At 37.3% G+C, this 15,825-nt stretch carries 21 protein-coding genes; all 21 read right to left on the bottom strand.

The window, feature by feature from the left end; translation table 11 throughout:
• Nucleotides 1-777 carry a flagellar biosynthetic protein FliR gene (gene fliR / locus BAZO_RS15330; protein ID WP_003332554.1) on the bottom strand — a complete coding sequence of 259 codons (777 nt, stop codon included), beginning with the start codon at nucleotides 775-777 and terminating at the stop codon, nucleotides 1-3.
• A gap of 3 nt (nucleotides 778-780) precedes the next feature.
• The gene (gene fliQ, locus BAZO_RS15325) at nucleotides 781-1,050 is read right to left on the bottom strand and encodes a flagellar biosynthesis protein FliQ (protein WP_003332553.1); all 270 of its coding nucleotides are present in this window, start codon (nucleotides 1,048-1,050) and stop codon (nucleotides 781-783) included.
• 22 nt (nucleotides 1,051-1,072) lie between these two features.
• On the bottom strand, nucleotides 1,073-1,753 hold the full coding sequence (gene fliP, locus BAZO_RS15320; RefSeq protein WP_003332552.1) for a flagellar type III secretion system pore protein FliP: 681 nt from the start codon (nucleotides 1,751-1,753) through the stop codon (nucleotides 1,073-1,075).
• On the bottom strand, nucleotides 1,750-2,406 hold the full coding sequence (fliO, locus tag BAZO_RS15315; RefSeq protein ID WP_003332551.1) for a flagellar biosynthetic protein FliO: 657 nt from the start codon (nucleotides 2,404-2,406) through the stop codon (nucleotides 1,750-1,752). The genes fliP and fliO overlap by 4 nt, the downstream gene beginning before the upstream one ends.
• Nucleotides 2,407-2,428: 22 nt before the next feature.
• Nucleotides 2,429-2,791, bottom strand: a complete 363-nt coding sequence (locus BAZO_RS15310; protein ID WP_003332550.1) for a response regulator — start codon at nucleotides 2,789-2,791, stop codon at nucleotides 2,429-2,431.
• A gap of 29 nt (nucleotides 2,792-2,820) precedes the next feature.
• On the bottom strand, nucleotides 2,821-4,128 hold the full coding sequence (fliY, locus tag BAZO_RS15305) for a flagellar motor switch phosphatase FliY (protein ID WP_003332549.1): 1,308 nt from the start codon (nucleotides 4,126-4,128) through the stop codon (nucleotides 2,821-2,823).
• The gene (fliM, locus tag BAZO_RS15300; protein WP_003332547.1) at nucleotides 4,118-5,116 is read right to left on the bottom strand and encodes a flagellar motor switch protein FliM; all 999 of its coding nucleotides are present in this window, start codon (nucleotides 5,114-5,116) and stop codon (nucleotides 4,118-4,120) included. The genes fliY and fliM overlap by 11 nt, the downstream gene beginning before the upstream one ends.
• A gap of 32 nt (nucleotides 5,117-5,148) precedes the next feature.
• A complete protein-coding gene (fliL, locus tag BAZO_RS15295; RefSeq protein WP_003332546.1) occupies nucleotides 5,149-5,577 on the bottom strand; it encodes a flagellar basal body-associated protein FliL in 429 nt (142 codons plus the stop codon).
• The gene (locus BAZO_RS15290) at nucleotides 5,577-5,789 is read right to left on the bottom strand and encodes a flagellar FlbD family protein (protein ID WP_003332545.1); all 213 of its coding nucleotides are present in this window, start codon (nucleotides 5,787-5,789) and stop codon (nucleotides 5,577-5,579) included. The genes fliL and BAZO_RS15290 overlap by 1 nt, the downstream gene beginning before the upstream one ends.
• A 53-nt stretch (nucleotides 5,790-5,842) precedes the next feature.
• Entirely contained in the window at nucleotides 5,843-6,631 is a 789-nt protein-coding gene (gene flgG / locus BAZO_RS15285) for a flagellar basal body rod protein FlgG (RefSeq protein ID WP_003332544.1), read from the bottom strand.
• Nucleotides 6,632-6,722: 91 nt separating this feature from the next.
• Nucleotides 6,723-7,103 carry a TIGR02530 family flagellar biosynthesis protein gene (locus tag BAZO_RS15280; protein ID WP_003332543.1) on the bottom strand — a complete coding sequence of 127 codons (381 nt, stop codon included), beginning with the start codon at nucleotides 7,101-7,103 and terminating at the stop codon, nucleotides 6,723-6,725.
• Nucleotides 7,104-7,118: 15 nt separating this feature from the next.
• Nucleotides 7,119-7,778: a flagellar hook assembly protein FlgD gene (flgD, locus tag BAZO_RS15275; RefSeq protein ID WP_003332542.1), complete on the bottom strand. Its 660-nt coding sequence runs from the start codon at nucleotides 7,776-7,778 to the stop codon at nucleotides 7,119-7,121.
• 18 nt (nucleotides 7,779-7,796) lie between these two features.
• Nucleotides 7,797-9,149, bottom strand: a complete 1,353-nt coding sequence (locus BAZO_RS15270; protein WP_003332541.1) for a flagellar hook-length control protein FliK — start codon at nucleotides 9,147-9,149, stop codon at nucleotides 7,797-7,799.
• 46 nt (nucleotides 9,150-9,195) lie between these two features.
• Nucleotides 9,196-9,816, bottom strand: coding sequence for a MotE family protein (locus BAZO_RS15265; RefSeq protein WP_003332540.1), 621 nt, complete (start codon nucleotides 9,814-9,816; stop codon nucleotides 9,196-9,198).
• A gap of 8 nt (nucleotides 9,817-9,824) precedes the next feature.
• A complete protein-coding gene (gene fliJ / locus BAZO_RS15260; RefSeq protein ID WP_003332539.1) occupies nucleotides 9,825-10,268 on the bottom strand; it encodes a flagellar export protein FliJ in 444 nt (147 codons plus the stop codon).
• A 24-nt stretch (nucleotides 10,269-10,292) separates the two neighbouring features.
• The gene (fliI, locus tag BAZO_RS15255; protein WP_003332537.1) at nucleotides 10,293-11,603 is read right to left on the bottom strand and encodes a flagellar protein export ATPase FliI; all 1,311 of its coding nucleotides are present in this window, start codon (nucleotides 11,601-11,603) and stop codon (nucleotides 10,293-10,295) included.
• Nucleotides 11,590-12,408 (bottom strand): flagellar assembly protein FliH, encoded by an 819-nt coding sequence (gene fliH / locus BAZO_RS15250; protein ID WP_003332536.1) that lies wholly within the window; start codon nucleotides 12,406-12,408, stop codon nucleotides 11,590-11,592. The genes fliI and fliH overlap by 14 nt, the downstream gene beginning before the upstream one ends.
• The gene (gene fliG / locus BAZO_RS15245; RefSeq protein ID WP_003332535.1) at nucleotides 12,401-13,414 is read right to left on the bottom strand and encodes a flagellar motor switch protein FliG; all 1,014 of its coding nucleotides are present in this window, start codon (nucleotides 13,412-13,414) and stop codon (nucleotides 12,401-12,403) included. The genes fliH and fliG overlap by 8 nt, the downstream gene beginning before the upstream one ends.
• 11 nt (nucleotides 13,415-13,425) lie before the next feature.
• Complete coding sequence (gene fliF / locus BAZO_RS15240; protein ID WP_003332534.1) at nucleotides 13,426-15,003, bottom strand: flagellar basal-body MS-ring/collar protein FliF; 1,578 nt, start codon at nucleotides 15,001-15,003, stop codon at nucleotides 13,426-13,428.
• A gap of 39 nt (nucleotides 15,004-15,042) precedes the next feature.
• Nucleotides 15,043-15,351 (bottom strand): flagellar hook-basal body complex protein FliE, encoded by a 309-nt coding sequence (gene fliE / locus BAZO_RS15235; protein ID WP_003332533.1) that lies wholly within the window; start codon nucleotides 15,349-15,351, stop codon nucleotides 15,043-15,045.
• Nucleotides 15,352-15,370: 19 nt separating this feature from the next.
• Nucleotides 15,371-15,823 (bottom strand): flagellar basal body rod protein FlgC, encoded by a 453-nt coding sequence (flgC, locus tag BAZO_RS15230; RefSeq protein WP_003332532.1) that lies wholly within the window; start codon nucleotides 15,821-15,823, stop codon nucleotides 15,371-15,373.
• Nucleotides 15,824-15,825: the final 2 nt, after the last annotated feature.

The following is a 15,825-nucleotide window of genomic DNA, read 5'->3' as shown; positions in this document are numbered from 1 at the left end:
TCATACGCCCCCAAAGATTTGCATCAATCCCCGCATCGTGAACAGCATGGACTCAAATAATTTTTGAAAGAGAATTAAGAAGACCGGCATCACAACTACGAGTAAAATAAAACCAACTAATATTTTCAATGGTAAACCTACTACAAAAATATTCAGTTGTGGAACTGTTCGCGCCGTGATCCCTAACGCTATATCTACTAAGAACAAACAGCCAACAAGCGGGATCGCCATTTGAAAGGCAATGATAAACATCGAATTAAATGTAGTTGCGATAAATTCCACGAGCCTTTCGCTGCCAAGCGGAAGCCATACCTGCTCTAGCGGGACTATTTTATAGCTGTAATAAATACCATCAAGGATTAAATGATGACCATCCACTATTAACAATAGTAAAAGTGCAAATGTATATAAATATTGACCTAAGATCGGGCTTTGCGCTCCAGTTTGCGGGTCAATAACATTAGCGATGGCGAATCCCATCTGATAATCTATAAATCCACCGGCAATTTGGATGGCTGACAAAACCATAAAAGCGATTAGTCCTATAAATAAACCTACTAGCATCTCTTTTAGGACGAGCATAAAGTACGCTTCATCAATAGCTAAACTTGGATGTTCCATCGATAAAAACATGATATAGGATAAAAAAAATCCTAAACCTACTTTATAAGTTGTTGGTATGTTCCGATAAGAAAAGAGAGGAACCGTTACAAAAAAGGATGTAACCCGAATAAATACTAATAAAAATACCGGAAAAGCATTTATTAAATCTATCATTTCTTACCCTACAAACTTATAAAGATTATTAAATATTTGAAACGAATAGTCTACAATTCTTGAAAGCATCCAAGGTCCGAAAAAGACAAGACCAGCCAAAACCGCAATGATTTTCGGAATAAAGGCTAGTGTCTGTTCCTGAATTTGCGTTGTCGCTTGGAAAATACTGACAACAAGTCCAACCCCTAGTGCTAATAATAACAATGGTAAAGACACTGCTAACACCGTCATAATCCCTTGTTCAGCGACACCGATCACAAAATGAGAGTTCATGTAATCACCCTATATAATGAAGTTAAAAGCTTAAAAGCAATGACTTTACAACTAGATACCAGCCATCGACCATAACAAATAATAATATTTTAAATGGTAATGATATCATAACAGGTGGGAGCATCATCATCCCCATCGACATCAAAATGCTGGCTACGATCATATCGATTACTAAAAACGGGACAAAGATCATAAAACCAATTTGAAATGCGGTTTTAATTTCACTTATCGCAAAAGCAGGCACAAGCGCTGTTAATGGGATATCCTCAATCGTTTTTGGTTTTTCCATATCTGCATAGTTTAGAAACAGCATTAAATCCTTTTGCCTTGTATGTTTACTCATAAACTCCTTAATTGGTACAGATGCACGATCAAACGCCTGCTGTTCCGTAATTTGACCATCCAAAAAAGGAGAAACCGCTTGGTCATTAATTTCCGAAAACGTTGGTGCCATAATAAAAAATGTCATAAAAAGGGCTAAACTAATTAACACCTGTGTTGGCGGCATTTGTTGTGTTGCCAGTGACGTCCTTACAAAAGAAAGGACGATAATGATTCTTGTAAAGCTAGTCATTAAAATTAATATACTAGGAGCGATTGAAAGAACTGTTAAGAGAAGAATTAACCGAACAGTTGTGGACACGTTAGCTGGATCTGTACTATTAAAAAAGCTTGGATCAATACCCGGAAGAAACTCAGTCATTCGTCCTGATCCCTCTTAATTTTGTCATAAAGCTTTTTTCTCCCTTCAGCTAGATCCTCTAATTGCCCCTTAAGCATGTGACTAAAGCTATTTGCAGAACTACTTTTCATACTAGTTTTATCATCGTTTTTAGAGATAATCTTATTTAGTATAGTTTGTCCAACTTGAATCGGCTGGATTTCATTTTGACTTATAAGCTTCTCTATTTCATCTTGGGAAGTTATTTCTTTTAACAATTGAATCGTCTCCCCAACTCCAACAACTAAAACTGTTTCGCCAATTCTAATTAATTGAATTGAACGATTTGGGCCTACAGAAATGCCGCCTAAATTTTCCATTGCCTTCATTTGGCCAAACAGACGATTCCTCTTATTAATAAATCGTAGAATAATGTATATAAGTGCAATAACAACAGCTAATGCAAAAAACATCTTTACAAAATCAAGCCATCCAAATTGATTTTCAATTGCAGGTGGTTCAGTTTGAACTAATTCTTGATCTGTTTGTTTCGTCGTTTTAGAAGTTGCATCGGTGTTTTGACTTTCCTGTAACATCTGATCAACGGTTTCGTTTCCTGTATCTGTCTCCGCTTGGACATTTAGCCCAAACGGAGCATAAACCAAAAGTATTAGTATTAATAGTAATTTACGCAAGCATATGCTGCCCCCTCTTTTACTATCCAAGTGTTTTCTTGATTGCTTCTAAAACGCGGTCTGCTTGGAATGGCTTTACAATAAAATCCTTTGCACCAGCCTGGATAGCATCAATTACCATTGCTTGTTGTCCCATTGCAGAACACATGATAATTTTTGCACCTGGATCGATTTTTTTGATTTCTTTTAATGATGTAATGCCATCCATTTCAGGCATCGTAATATCCATTGTCACTAAATCCGGATTAACCTCTTTGTATTTTTCAACTGCTTGCAATCCATCAGCAGCTTCTCCAACTACTTCAAATCCATTTTTAGTTAGGATATCTTTAATCATCATTCTCATAAAAGCTGCATCATCTACAATCAAAATTCTATTTGCCACAATACATACCTCCATCGGTTCTATATAATTTATTGTAAATTTTTGATGCGGTCTGATTGACTAATGATATCAGTGACCCTTACACCAAAATTCTCTTCAATGACAACTACTTCCCCTTTAGCCACCAATTTATTATTTATTAATATATCAACAGGTTCCCCTGCCAATTTATCTAGTTCAATAATGGAACCGGCTGATAAATCTAATATTTCTTTAACTGACCGTTTAGTTCTTCCAAGTTCAACTGTTACTTGAAGTGGTATATCTAAAAGCATGCTAAGGTTACTAGACTCCTGTCGCTGCAATGTCGGTTGCTCAAATGATGAAAACACAACAGGTTGAACATTAGTTGGATTTACCGGACCACTACCAATATGCTGTGGACCACTTTGAATCGGATTACTAGGCATTGCTCCATTAAATGACGGCATCATCGGCTGTCCAAAATTCCCCATCGGCATTTGTTGTTGTCTAGGATCCTGATAATAATTCATATTCATAGTCGGCTCTTCCATTGGCGCACTAAAAATCGGCGCATTGCTCTCTTGCTCGACGGAAGTAACGGGCTGCTCCATTGGTGCTGCACTCATAACACTAGCCGGATTTGAATTTACTAAATCAGGTTCATTATTGGGCTGTGGATTTAATAATCCTTCTACCATGTCCTTTGCAAAATCTATCTGTAAAAGTTGCATAATATTTGAATCTATTAAATCACCAATTTTTAAATTAAATGAAATTTGAACGAGTACTTCCTCGTCAGGAACTCTGTCAGTACCTGATCCCTTCATAAAATCTAGAAAATCAATACTTGGTGGAGAAATATCAACTTTTTTACTAAAAATTGTTGACATTGAGGTTGCTGCTGAACCCATCATTTGGTTCATTGCTTCTTGAACAGCACTCAATTGAATTTCCCCTAAATCTTCTGATGGATTTTTACCATCCCCACCCAACATCAAATCAGCAATAATCGCGGCATCGCTTTTTTTAATAACGAGCAAATTGACTCCTTTAAACCCTGCCGTATATTGAACTTGAACTGCTACATAGGGCTGTGGAAATGCTTCTGCCAATTGACTTTTCCTAACGATAAAAACCTTTGGAGTCGTTATATCAACTTTTTGGTTAAGTAAAGTCGACAGTGCAGTCGCAGAGCTGCCGAAGGAAATATTCCCTATTTCACCTAATGCATCTTGTTCAAGAGGGGACAAATAGTCATCAATATTAGTAGTTTGATCATCTGAATTCGTTGGTTCATCAAAACTGATATCATCCCCACCCCCTCTGAGTAGGGCATCAATTTCATCTTGTGACAGCATGCCATCACTGACCATTGTCTTCACCCGCCTTTATTTTGTCTAATATTTGAATTGCTATATTATGTCTCATTTTACCTGGCTGCCCGATGAATTTTGGATGGTCGGCAATTTTTATTTGTAATGGGCTATCAACAAGTTGATCAAGTTGAATAACATCGCCAACATTTAGGTTTAAAAATTCCTGCACACTAATCGTTGACTCTCCGAGAATAGCCTGTATAGGGAGTTCTGCTTTTTTAATTCGTTTTTCGAGTAACGAAATCTCTTCAGGCATCCGTTCTTTATTATTGGTTTGCATCCAATAATGAACAGATAACTTTGGAATAATCGGTTCCAATAATACATGTGGCAGGCAAATATTAATCATTCCACTTGTTTCGCCAACTGTCGTATTCAATGAAATGACTACAACAGTTTCGTTTGGGGATACCATTTGCAAAAATTGTGGATTGACCTCAAAGTCCGTTAACATTGGATCAATTTCGGCAACAGAAGCCCAGGCCTCTTGAAGATTTTCACAAGCACGTTCAAATAAATTGGACATGACTTTTGTTTCAATTTCAGTTAAATTTTCAACTTTATTTATACTGTTTCCTTTCCCACCAAGGACACGGTCCATCATTGCGTAAGCAATATTTGGATTTACTTCTATCAAAAGCCTTCCCTCTAGTGGCGGCACCTCAAAAACATTCAAAATTGTCATTTTCGGGATGGAGCGTATAAATTCTTCATAAGGAATTTGGTCAACAGATGCGACAGAGATTTGCACATATGTTCTAAGTTGTGCAGAGAAATGGGTCGTTAAGAGTCTTGCAAAGTTCTCGTGCATTCTTGTAAGACTGCGAATTTGGTCTTTCGAGAAACGCAATGCACGTTTGAAGTCATAAACCTTGACCTTCTTTTCTTTTTCTTCTTTTTTTAATTGCTCTGCGTTCATTTCCCCTGCTGAAAGTGCCGATAGTAGTGCATCTATTTCACTTTGGGATAAAACCTCTTCTGCCAATTACCCTCACCTCCGAAAAAAACCTCTACATACTACTGAACTAATCGATTTGTAATGTAGACTTTTTCTACAGTACCTTTTTGCACGATTTCATTCAGCCTCATTTTTAATAGTTCTTCTACTTCAATTAATCCTTCCTTCGACGTAAATTGCTCTGACTTCATCGAAGAAAGCTCTTGGATAAGTATATTTTTGATTTGGAAAGTTCGTTTTTCCAACTCTTCTTTTGTCTTTTTATTGTCTGTTTGTATTTTCAACTGAATAACTAAATAATGGCCATCATTTAAGTTTGTTGTTATTTCTTCGGTATCAATCGATTGTTCTAATATTTCATCAATCGTCGGTTCTTTTGGACTATCAACTTTATTTATATTTGTAATGACAAAATAAGCCACTACACCCGATAAAGCAATCACTACTAAAATGATAATCATTATATTAATCATTTTATTTTTAGCCATTATTCCTCCTCCCTTTGTTCAGAAAGTCCTAATATATTAATATCACGATAGAATTCCCTAACTAAAAGAATAACATCTTCCTCTACTTCCCGCACGACAATTTTTTTGCCATTCGTTAAGGTAATTGTTGTATCAGGAAACGATTGGATTTGCTCTATATAAACTGCATTTAGATAAAAGGTTTGTCCATTTAATCGTGTAAGTTTAATCAAAATAGATGGGAGTCAAGCGGTTGGCTTAACTCCCTACCTCCTTACATTATCGTTTATCGTTTCAAATTAACTAATTCTTGCAGGATCTCGTCAGATGTTGTAATAATTTTAGTGTTCGCTTGGAATCCCCTTTGGGCAACGATCATTTCTGTGAATTCTTCAGATAGGTCGACGTTGGACATTTCAAGTGCGCCGGATTGAATTTTTGGATTTTTCATTGCTGTCGCAGTACCAGAGTTATCTGATTCTTGGAACAAATTGCCACCAACCTTGGTTAGGCCACCTGGGTTAGAGAAATTCATTAACTCAATCTTTTGACTTGTGTTTACTGTTCCACCTCCAGCAGGAATGTAGCTGATCGTACCATCAGCACCAATACTGAAGGACTCAGCATCTGCTGGAATATTTAAAGGTGTTTTTCCTCCAGTTCCAACCAAGTGGTATCCATCTGAATTAACAATATCACCATTATTCTCATCAAAATAAAAATTCCCAGCTCTAGTAAATAAAATATTACCACCAGGGTCTTTAACCTGGAAATATCCATCGCCAGTAATTGCTAAATCGAGTGGTCTCCCTGTAGATTGCGTACTCCCTGGAGTATAAATTGTATCGATTGAGGCTAACTGGGCCCCTAGTCCAACCTGTCTAGGATTCACCCCACCCCTAGTTCCAGTTGCACCAGTGGCTCCTGATATTTGTTGACTATATAAATCACTAAACGTTACTCTTCCCTTCTTAAACCCATACGTATTAACATTGGCAATATTATTACCAATTACATCTAGTTTTGTTTGGAAGTTTTTCATTCCTGAAATCCCTGAATACATTGAACGTAACATAAAATATGCGCTCCTTCATTGTTTATTGTTCACTGCATCTATCGGTCAGCAGTGTTTTAGAGCCCCCATACGGTCCAGCTCTATACTTGCGTTAAATTAAGATCGTTCCATTAATATTGGTGAAAATTTGTGAACTTGCTTCAATTCGGTCCATTGCGGTAATGACTGTATTGTTTTTAGCACTGACAATTAACGCCGCTTGATCCGTAACAACTAATGAATCGCTGACACCTTTACCTTTTGCTTCATGAACCTTTTGCTCAATTTTATTCCAAAGCTCTTGGTCTATTTTTATATTTCTTTCAGTTAAACGTTTTTCTGCATGTTTACTAATTTTTAAGGTAGTATCTTCTTTGATAGTATTGCCAAGCAGTTCTTTAAACGAAGGGCCAGTATGGTCGACCGTTTTTTTACTTTGCTGCTTAATATGGGAGAGTGGATGGTAGTTTAATTGCTGTATTCGATGATCCATGTTTCCACCACCTAATTATTGTTTAGTCACCTTTGTTATTTGATTGCCGCTAATTAAAGTTCCGTCCTCTAATTCATACTGAACTATACCATCTTTCATTTGGACAGATCTAACGATTGAATCAATCGGTTCATCATCTTCATTGATCCATGAAACAAGTTTGCCAATCATTTGGCTGGCCGTTGTTAATTGGTTTTCATAAGATGATTCATATTGATTTTGCACTTTTTTGATCTCATCTTGGTATATTACCTTACCATCATCTAAGTGAAGCTCGACAATATCACCTTTATTGACAATTGATTCAATTGTGCCTGAACCTGTTTCAATAGTAGGTTCAAGTTCATTGCCGTCCTCATCAACATTCTTTATGATAATTTCCCAATCAACTTTTTTCCCTATCCAACCAACATAAGAGCTAAGTGTGTTGCTTTTTTGAAATTCGATAAATTTTTCGAAAGAAGAGGCCATTTTTGTCATTTGTTCTAATGATGTGAACTGAGCCATTTGGGCAATAAACTCTTTATCTTCCATCGGATTTAGCGGATCCTGATTTTGTAATTGCACCATTAATATTTTTAAAAACTCGTCTTTCCCTAAATTGTTAGATGGTGCTTTTCGTTGTGCCTGTCTATAATTCTCTAGATATAGGCTTGGATCAATTGTATTTGTCATTTCATGATAACCTCATTCCTATACCATAATGTTTAATAGTTCATCCTTAAATGAATTTGAATCTATTGAATCTTCATCTTTGTTCCTTTGATTCGCTGGTTCCTGCTCGTTTCGTTTCGATTGGTCCTCTTGCTGACGGTTTCCTTTATTGCTTTCATCAAACTGGCTATCACCCTGATACTGGATATCCAACTTTTCAACCGTTATATTTTGTGTTGTAAAAACATGCCTTAGTGAATTTAAGTTTGTTTCGATGACTTCCTTGGCCGTTTTCGATGATGCAATAATGCGAGCGATCATTTCACCATTTGATTCAATTAGCTTGATCGTAAGTGTTCCTAAATGCGCAGGATTTAGCTTAAGCATCAATTGATTAGTCCCATTCGGTGACGTGCTAAATTTACTTTGCTTCATGATAGTTTGGAGTTGTTCCAAAATTTGGTCCTCAGGCAACGGCGAGCCGGAAGTTTGTCCTACATTTAAAGCATATTGTTGGATTCGATTTACCGATCCCCCATCCTTGATAGAACTAGCAACAAGCTGGTCAAATACATCCTCGTGCACAACAGATTGTGTCATTTTAACTTCAGTAACATTGTTTGTTGTGCCACTTGATTCCTTTTTAGCAGTATCTTGCTGACCAGCGTTTTCGTTAGCAGACGTACTATAAAGTACCCTTTGAATCGCTTGTCTTAGCTCAAATTTATTTTGCATGACAGTATCAACCGGATTCGTCGTATTCTTTTTATTAAGCAATTCATTGAGCTTACTTAAAAGCATGCTTGCGCTTTGAACTTCTTTTTCAGGAATCTGAACATTGAACTCTTCATTTATTTGGCGTTGTAAAAGCTTCATAAATTCAGGCTGTTTCAGATCATCTGGTAATTGTCCTTTTTTCTCAAGCTGATATAGAGAAAGTAGTAATAGACCTATTTGTTCTTGACTGCCAGTCTCTGTTTGAGCTACTAAATATTCAAATGATTGACCTGATTGAATAAAATCCTTCAGTAACTGCTGAATTTGCGGAGGCATTTGATTCAACAAAGCTAACACTTCCGGATCTTCTATCAGTTTAGGATCAATAAAACCTTGATCTATTGGAATTAACTCCTGCAATTGTTCCATTGCCTGAAGTAGTTCTTCGGAATCCACCGAATTATCAGCTGCAACTTCGGCTTTTACTAAAAGAGGCTGAGAATCCTCTTTCCCTTTAGGAACTGTTACATATTCGTTTTTGTTTACTTCCCCACTCAATAGTTTTGCAAATGGGTTTGTCTCATTACCACCATTTTTCACTGTATCCATCGATTTCTTCGGAATGTCTACCTTTTGTGTTGCTTTAGGATTTACAAATACGGCTGCGGCATTCATTTTTCTCACCTCCTTTCAAGTAAAAACGCAGAATGAATACTATTTTTTACCCTTCACTATTAATTCCGGCTTTGTTCTCTTCGGCTTTTAATAAAACGGTTAATTCTGCTGCTTTTTTAGGTTCCATTTTTTCCAAAACAGCGGCTCTTGTTTCATTATTCAATTTGACTAATATTTCAATCGAATCTTTATTTGCCATAACGGATAGAATGGCAGCTGATTTTTTCGCCGACATCGTTTCGTAAACCTTCGCAAGCTCTTCCAGCTTGATTGTTGCCTCTTTTTCTTTCTCTTCCAAAGCTTTGATTTCATTCACTAATTTATCAATTTCTTCTTGCGAAGCCTTGAGATCTTTTTGCTTGCTTTCAATTTCAGCCTGCAAATTTGCAATTTCCGCTTTTTGATCTTCAATTGTAGCTTTTAAAGAAAAAACACTATCACTAACTTCTTCCTTATCTTCATCATTAGAAACGATTGATGAAATAATCGGTATATCACCGCTATACTTTTTAGCTAAGTCAAATACATTAATACCGGACATTGTCATCACAACTAAGGCTATAGCTATGGCAAAAAAGAGCGGAATCACGATCACAAACAAAAACCACTGAATTTTGCTACTTTTTTTCTCCTCATTTAGGCTTAGTTCTTCAGCTTTATTGCTCATATAAACACCTAATTTCCTCGATTCATATATTGTTGGATCGAGATCTCATCCATTAATTTATTTTCCTCTGCTTTCTCCAATTGACTATAGGCAGCCAAGGATTTTTCTTTCATTATTTCATATTTTTTTACCTCAATGTTTTTTTCAAGTAAAAGCTGTTGTTTTAATTCCATAAATTTACGAGCTTTTGCGACTTGAACTTGCCACTCCGCAATTGATTTATCAAGGAATGGCAAAAATCGTTGTAAATCCTGAATTTGTCTAATATTTAAGCCCGATGTTAATTGTTTCCCTTGTTGATCTATTAAATCTTCCTTTTGCTTAAGCAATTGATATAGTTTAGTTGCCGCTTTCTCAAATTTTTGGACAGCATCGTTGTATTCACCGATAACGACATCTTTTTCGTTTTCTTTGATTGATAATAATTTTTCGAATTTATATTTAAATGCCATATCGACTACCCCCAAAAACATGATTTAATTTTCGAATAACTGAATGAGAGTGGATATGGAATCTGATTTTCGGATGTTTTCATCTGTCTCTTGTTTTAGAAAAGAGATAATCCTTGGATAAAAGCGAATAGCTTCATCAATTTCCTTAGAGGATCCGCGTTTATAAGCACCGATATTAATTAAATCTTCTGAGTTTATATAAGTTGACAGCAAGTCTCTTAATCTTTCAGCCGCTTTTCGGTGCTCTTTTGAAACGATGTTATTCATAACACGGCTGACACTTTTTAATACATTAATAGCCGGATAATGGCCTTTATTCGCTAAGGCCCGGTCCAAAACAAGGTGACCATCTAAAATCCCGCGTACGGCGTCTGCGATGGGCTCATTCATATCGTCGCCATCAACTAATACTGTATAAAATGCCGTAATGGAGCCTTTATCATTCATACCGGTTCGTTCCAAGAGCTTTGGCAATATAGCGAATACAGAGGGTGTATACCCTTTTGTCGTCGGTGGTTCACCAATAGCAAGTCCAATCTCTCGCTGTGCCATTGCAACACGTGTTACCGAATCCATCATCATCATGACATTATAGCCCTGATCACGATAATATTCTGCGACTGCAGTAGCTGTATACGCACCCTTTAACCTCATTAGTGCCGGTTGATCAGAGGTTGCGCAGACAACAACCGATTTTTTCAAGCCCTCTTCCCCTAAATCTCGTTCAATGAACTCCCTTACTTCACGACCACGCTCACCTATTAAACCAATTACATTAATATCGGCTTCAGAATTGCGAGCGATCATTCCCATCAACGTACTTTTTCCCACACCACTACCGGCAAAGATACCAATCCTCTGTCCTTTACCGACTGTTAAGGTGCTATCGATTACTCGAATTCCTACCTCGATCTCTTCTTCGATCGGGGGCCTTTTCATCGGATTAGGAGGTGACTGGTCTGTTGGAGCTGGTGTTAATCCCTTCGGAAGCGGACTTTCGTCCATCGGTAAACCAAGCGGATCTAGAACTTTTCCGATCAGGGCAGATCCAACTTTAATTTGTAATGATTCACCTGTAGCCTCAACGAGGCAGCCCGGAGAAATATCCTGTATATCGGTATAAGGCATAAGCAAAACAAATGAATCACGAAATCCTACCACTTCAGCAGGAATAATCCGCTTTCGCTTCAAACCTACGTGGATATAGCATAAGTCCCCAATAGAGCTTTCCGGTCCGCGCGATTCTATCATTAAACCGATGACTCTTGTTACACGGCCATAGCGTTTAAAAGTATCAATTGAATCGATCATAGAGATGAGATTAGCAGTTTTCATCTTCCATCTCTCCCTCCAAAATTTGGAGTAGCTTAAGCTTTAGTTCATTTAGCTGACTATCTATACTTGCGTCGATTCTTCCAAATGACGATTCGATGATACAATCCGTTTCTTTTAGTTCATCATCAGGAAAAATATAAATTTGCGTTGTTGGGTTATTGAAATAAGCTTTAATTTCCTCTTTTTGCGATATTAAAAGACTATAATATTTAGGATGAACATGGATTTGTACATCCTGATGGTCCTTTACTTCTTTAACAACCTGCTTAACCAAATTCAGAAAAATATCCTCGTTTAATTCCAAAATAAAACCGATAATTTTTTCTGCCGCTTTTAATCCTAGATGAAGAACGGTTGTTTCCGATTGTTCCACATTTTTTAGATAATCTTGTTTACTTAGGATTACAGTCTCTTTGGCAGTGTTGATCAGAGTTTTAAATTCGTGAACTCCTTCCTGTCTACCTACCTCAAAGCCTTCTGCATACCCATCTTGTTTGGCTGTTTCAATCCAATGCTCTTTTTCGATATCCCAATTCTGTTTTTCTACTTCTATTTGATGCATGATTTCTTGTAATTTATTTTCGGCATCTCTTAAAATTGAAATGGCCTCTTTCTCGGCATTGCGAATAATTTCGTCGGCCTTTACTTCAATTTCCCTTAAATCAACAGCCTTCTCCTCCGCTTCTTCGCTTTGATTGTAACTATCTTCGAAATACTGCCGTTCTCCGCTTAACGGTTTTAATTGGATGACCCTTTTTTTACCTTCTTCAGTTTGTGTGAAAGGAGATTTGATAACTCTAGACAATGATATCGTCTCCTCCTCCACGGGCAATCACGATTTCACCAGCTTCTTCTAGACGTCTGATCGTAGCAACAATCCTTGTCTGTGCTTCTTCAACATCGCGAAGACGTACAGGTCCCATAAATTCCATTTCTTCGATGAATGTTTCTGCCATCCGTTTTGACATGTTTTTAAAGACAATCTCTCTAACTTCCTCACTTGCTACTTTAAGTGCAAGCATTAAATCTGCATTTTCACAATCACGAATAACACGTTGAATCGCACGATTATCAAGTGTAACAATATCCTCGAAGACAAACATTCTCTTTTTAATCTCTTCAGCAAGCTCAGGGTCTTGAATTTCTAGTGCATCTAATATAGTCCGCTCCGTACTTCTGTCTACACCATTTAGCACTTCAACAACAGCCTCAATACCGCCAGTTTGAGTATAGTCTTGAGTTACCGTAGTAGATAGCTTTCGTTCTAAAATTTGTTCAACCTCATTAATAATTTCCGGTGACGTACTATCCATTAAAGCAATACGTTTTGCAATATCTGCCTGCATTTCCTGTGGGAGTGCAGACAGAATTTGACCGGCTTTTTCCGGGTCAAGATACGAAAGTATTAACGCAATTGTTTGTGGATGCTCGTTTTGGATAAAGTTTAATATTTGGGAAGGATCGGCCTTCCTTGCAAAATCAAATGGTTTAACTTGCAAGGAGGAAGTCAAACGGTTAATAATCGATGCCGCTTGTTCTGGTCCTAACGCTTTTTCCAAAACTGTCTTCGCATAGCCAATACCACCCTGTGAAATATACTCTTGAGCAAGGGCGATTTGATGAAATTGATCAAGAATATCCTCTTTTTGTTTTGTTTCAACTTTCTTTACACTTGAAATCTCTAATGTAAGCTTCTCAATTTCTTCCTCTGATAAGTGCTTATATACTTGTGCAGAGACTTCTGGCCCAAGAGAAATAAGGAGTATGGCAGCTTTTTGCTTTCCTGTAAGTTCTTCCGAGTTTTTAGACATAAAAGCCCCCCCTAATCTTCAGCCAACCAAGAGCGCAATAATTTCGCAAATTCATCTGGCTTTTCTTTTGCCAATTTTTCAAGCTGTTTTCTTCTTGCGCTTGCTTCCGTTTGCTGTTCCTCATTCACATCTGGAATATCGATAATTGGCCCTTCCGTAATTGGAGCCAAATCTTCGATAGCCTCTTTTTTCTTATTTCTGCGAAGGAACATAAATAAACCAATAACAACGGCTAACAATAGTAAAACACCGCCAATAATCATTGCTAAATTACTTTGAACCGTATCCATAAATGTCGGTACAGGCATTGGTTCGATGCCATTAAAGGCTTGCCAGGTCACATTTACTTTTCCATTTAGATCGGCTTCCTTATTGTCGATTGTCGTTTTAATGATGCCATTGAGCATATTTTGGATTTCCGCACCAAGTGTTTGCTTCGTTTGATCATCTAAATCCGTGCTGTCAATAGCCACTTGAATCCCAAGATCCTTCACTTTATAGGGCGATCCTTCGACAGTTTCCATAATTCTTGTTACATCATAATTTATTCTTTCTTCAATATTTTCATATTCGCCATTATTATTACCGTTTTGGGCTGGATAATTTGGGACATCATTTTGTCCAGCTCCAACTTGTCCACCTGCAGCTCCATCACCAACAAAGGATTCAGAGATTTTTTCTGCACTGATGGCAATTCCCTTCATATTCTCTTCATCTATTGGCTTTACAATATTACTTGTTGTATTGACCTTAGATGTATCAATATCTGCTGTTACTGTAACAATAACCTTATCTCTACCCATCATGAGTCCAAGCATTTGCTGAACTTGGCGTTGGATATCCCTTTCAACCTGCTTTTGGATTTCATATTGTTCTGTAAAGTTAACACCTGCATTTCCATTATTTCCGGCAAATAATTTTTTTTGATCTAGATGCTCAAAATACTGGTTTGTGATGACGATATTTTCTATAGGCAGGTTTGACACACTTTTAGAAACAAGATGGTATAGTCCCTCAATTTGTTCATCCTTAAATTTATAGCCTGGTTTTTGGTGGATGACGATTGACGCAGAAGCAGTTCCTTGCTCTTCACCGATAAAAACACTTTGCTGTGGCAGTGAAATCATTACTTCCGCATCCTGCACACCTTCAAATCTTTTGATCAGTCTTTTAAGCTCACTTTGAACAGCTGCATTTTTTCTCATCTCAAACTCTTCTTGGGTCGTACCAAATCCACCCTCACCAAATGATGAAAAATATATTTCACCGCTGTCAGGTATACCTTCAGCCGCCAATTCCACTGTTAATGTATCTACTAATTCGGATGGCACTTTAATAGTAGTACCATCGTTTGTTATTTCAGATTTTATCCCTTTTGAATCCAATGTAGCTTTTATTTGCCCGGTTTCCTGGGGAGATAAATTACTATAAAGAGGGACAAGATTAGGTTTTGATGCAAAAATTGAAACGAGAATCAAAATGACGATGAATGCGCCTACTGAACTGGCAATAATGGTTTTTTGGGTTTTCGTCCTAGCATTCCAAAAATCCATAATTTTATTTTTCAAGTTTACTAGCTTCTCGTTCATGATGGCCCCCAGCATATTCCTCTATGTTTTATTCTTTTTTTAGATTTGCATTCTCATAATTTCTTTATAGGCATCGATTACTTTGTTACGTACTTCAATCGCTGCTTGTCTTGTTATACTTGCCTTCTGTGCTGCAATCATTACATCATGAATATCCGTTATTTCACCTTTTATAAATTTATTCGTAGCAATATCAGATTGTATTTGTGACTGATTAAGTTCATTGATTGCACTCTTTAAAGCACTTGAAAATTTCTGGTGTGCTTCAGAGGGAGTGACTCTTTGAGAAATAGAATCATTACGTAAATTTGTTGGCTGATTTAATTTAAAGGGCGAAATTCGTTCCATCTAATGCTTTACCTCCTCACTACTTCCCAATTTCAAGTGCTTTCATCAACATGCTTTTCGTCGCATTAAAAGCAGTGATATTCGCTTCATATGATCTAGTTGCACTCATTAAATCTATCATTTCCTTAAGAGGATCGACATTAGGCATAGCAACATATCCATCTGCATTCGCATCTGGATGTTCAGGATTATATACATACGTAAATGGCGTCTCGTCCTCCACAACGGCTCTAACTCGAACACCTTGTCCCGGATTTTGCGACTCCTTCATTGCCTTATTTAAATAAGTATTGAATGAACCTTTAACAGGTTCAAATTCGACCATTTTTCTGCGATAGGGCTGCCACTCACCGTTTACAAAATTAGCTCTTGTTGATTCCGCATTGGCCATATTCGATGAAATGACATCCATACGAAAGCGCTGAGCCGTTAAAGCAGAGGCAGATATATTCATTCCATTAAAAACACGCAAGA

The sequence above is a fragment of the Schinkia azotoformans LMG 9581 genome (assembly GCF_000307855.1).
GTDB lineage: Bacteria > Bacillota > Bacilli > Bacillales > Bacillaceae_J > Schinkia > Schinkia azotoformans.
The sequence above is the reverse complement of the archived record's forward strand: the minus strand, read 5'-3'. Positions and strand labels throughout refer to the sequence as shown.

Coding starts and splice junctions, on each gene's coding strand:
- fliR (WP_003332554.1), bottom strand. CDS start 777: ATGATAGATTTAATAAATGCTTTTCCGGTATTTTTATTAGTATTTATT.
- fliQ (WP_003332553.1), bottom strand. CDS start 1,050: ATGAACTCTCATTTTGTGATCGGTGTCGCTGAACAAGGGATTATGACG.
- fliP (WP_003332552.1), bottom strand. CDS start 1,753: ATGACTGAGTTTCTTCCGGGTATTGATCCAAGCTTTTTTAATAGTACA.
- fliY (WP_003332549.1), bottom strand. CDS start 4,128: ATGGTCAGTGATGGCATGCTGTCACAAGATGAAATTGATGCCCTACTC.
- fliL (WP_003332546.1), bottom strand. CDS start 5,577: ATGGCTAAAAATAAAATGATTAATATAATGATTATCATTTTAGTAGTG.
- flgG (WP_003332544.1), bottom strand. CDS start 6,631: ATGTTACGTTCAATGTATTCAGGGATTTCAGGAATGAAAAACTTCCAA.
- BAZO_RS15280 (WP_003332543.1), bottom strand. CDS start 7,103: ATGGATCATCGAATACAGCAATTAAACTACCATCCACTCTCCCATATT.
- flgD (WP_003332542.1), bottom strand. CDS start 7,778: ATGACAAATACAATTGATCCAAGCCTATATCTAGAGAATTATAGACAG.
- BAZO_RS15270 (WP_003332541.1), bottom strand. CDS start 9,149: ATGAATGCCGCAGCCGTATTTGTAAATCCTAAAGCAACACAAAAGGTA.
- BAZO_RS15265 (WP_003332540.1), bottom strand. CDS start 9,816: ATGAGCAATAAAGCTGAAGAACTAAGCCTAAATGAGGAGAAAAAAAGT.
- fliJ (WP_003332539.1), bottom strand. CDS start 10,268: ATGGCATTTAAATATAAATTCGAAAAATTATTATCAATCAAAGAAAAC.
- fliI (WP_003332537.1), bottom strand. CDS start 11,603: ATGAAAACTGCTAATCTCATCTCTATGATCGATTCAATTGATACTTTT.
- fliG (WP_003332535.1), bottom strand. CDS start 13,414: ATGTCTAAAAACTCGGAAGAACTTACAGGAAAGCAAAAAGCTGCCATA.
- fliF (WP_003332534.1), bottom strand. CDS start 15,003: ATGAACGAGAAGCTAGTAAACTTGAAAAATAAAATTATGGATTTTTGG.
- fliE (WP_003332533.1), bottom strand. CDS start 15,351: ATGGAACGAATTTCGCCCTTTAAATTAAATCAGCCAACAAATTTACGT.